1 protein-coding gene is annotated in these 329 nt (G+C 67.2%); it reads right to left on the reverse strand.

Going from position 1 to position 329, the window contains the following annotated elements; genetic code table 11:
* A partial coding sequence (locus tag EN861_RS34675) for a phosphatidate cytidylyltransferase (protein ID WP_189343824.1) occupies positions 1-329 on the reverse strand: 329 nt, incomplete at both ends.

The following is a 329-nucleotide window of genomic DNA, read 5'->3' on the forward strand; positions in this document are numbered from 1 at the left end:
GACGCCCTGGTCGCGCTTGATCGCCGAGGCGACAAGCCCGCCGAGGAATCCCATCGTGCAGGCGACGACGGCGACAGCCGAGGCCTGCAGCGGCGAGAACGGCGTGATGAAGGAGAGCAGCGCGCCGAGCAGGCTAGAGGCGACCAGCCCGCCGACCAGGCCTTCCCAGGTCTTCGACGGCGAGACGGTCGGCGAGAAGCGGTGTTTTCCGAACAGCTTGCCGAAGATGTACTGCAGCACGTCGCTGCCCTGCACGACGATGATCAGGAAGGCGACGAGCAGCAGGTTGCGGCCCTCGAAGCCGGGCACGTTGAGCGTCAGCAAGGCAG

Origin of the sequence: Mesorhizobium sp. M8A.F.Ca.ET.218.01.1.1 (assembly GCF_004791165.1) — a bacterium.
Lineage (GTDB): Bacteria > Pseudomonadota > Alphaproteobacteria > Rhizobiales > Rhizobiaceae > Mesorhizobium.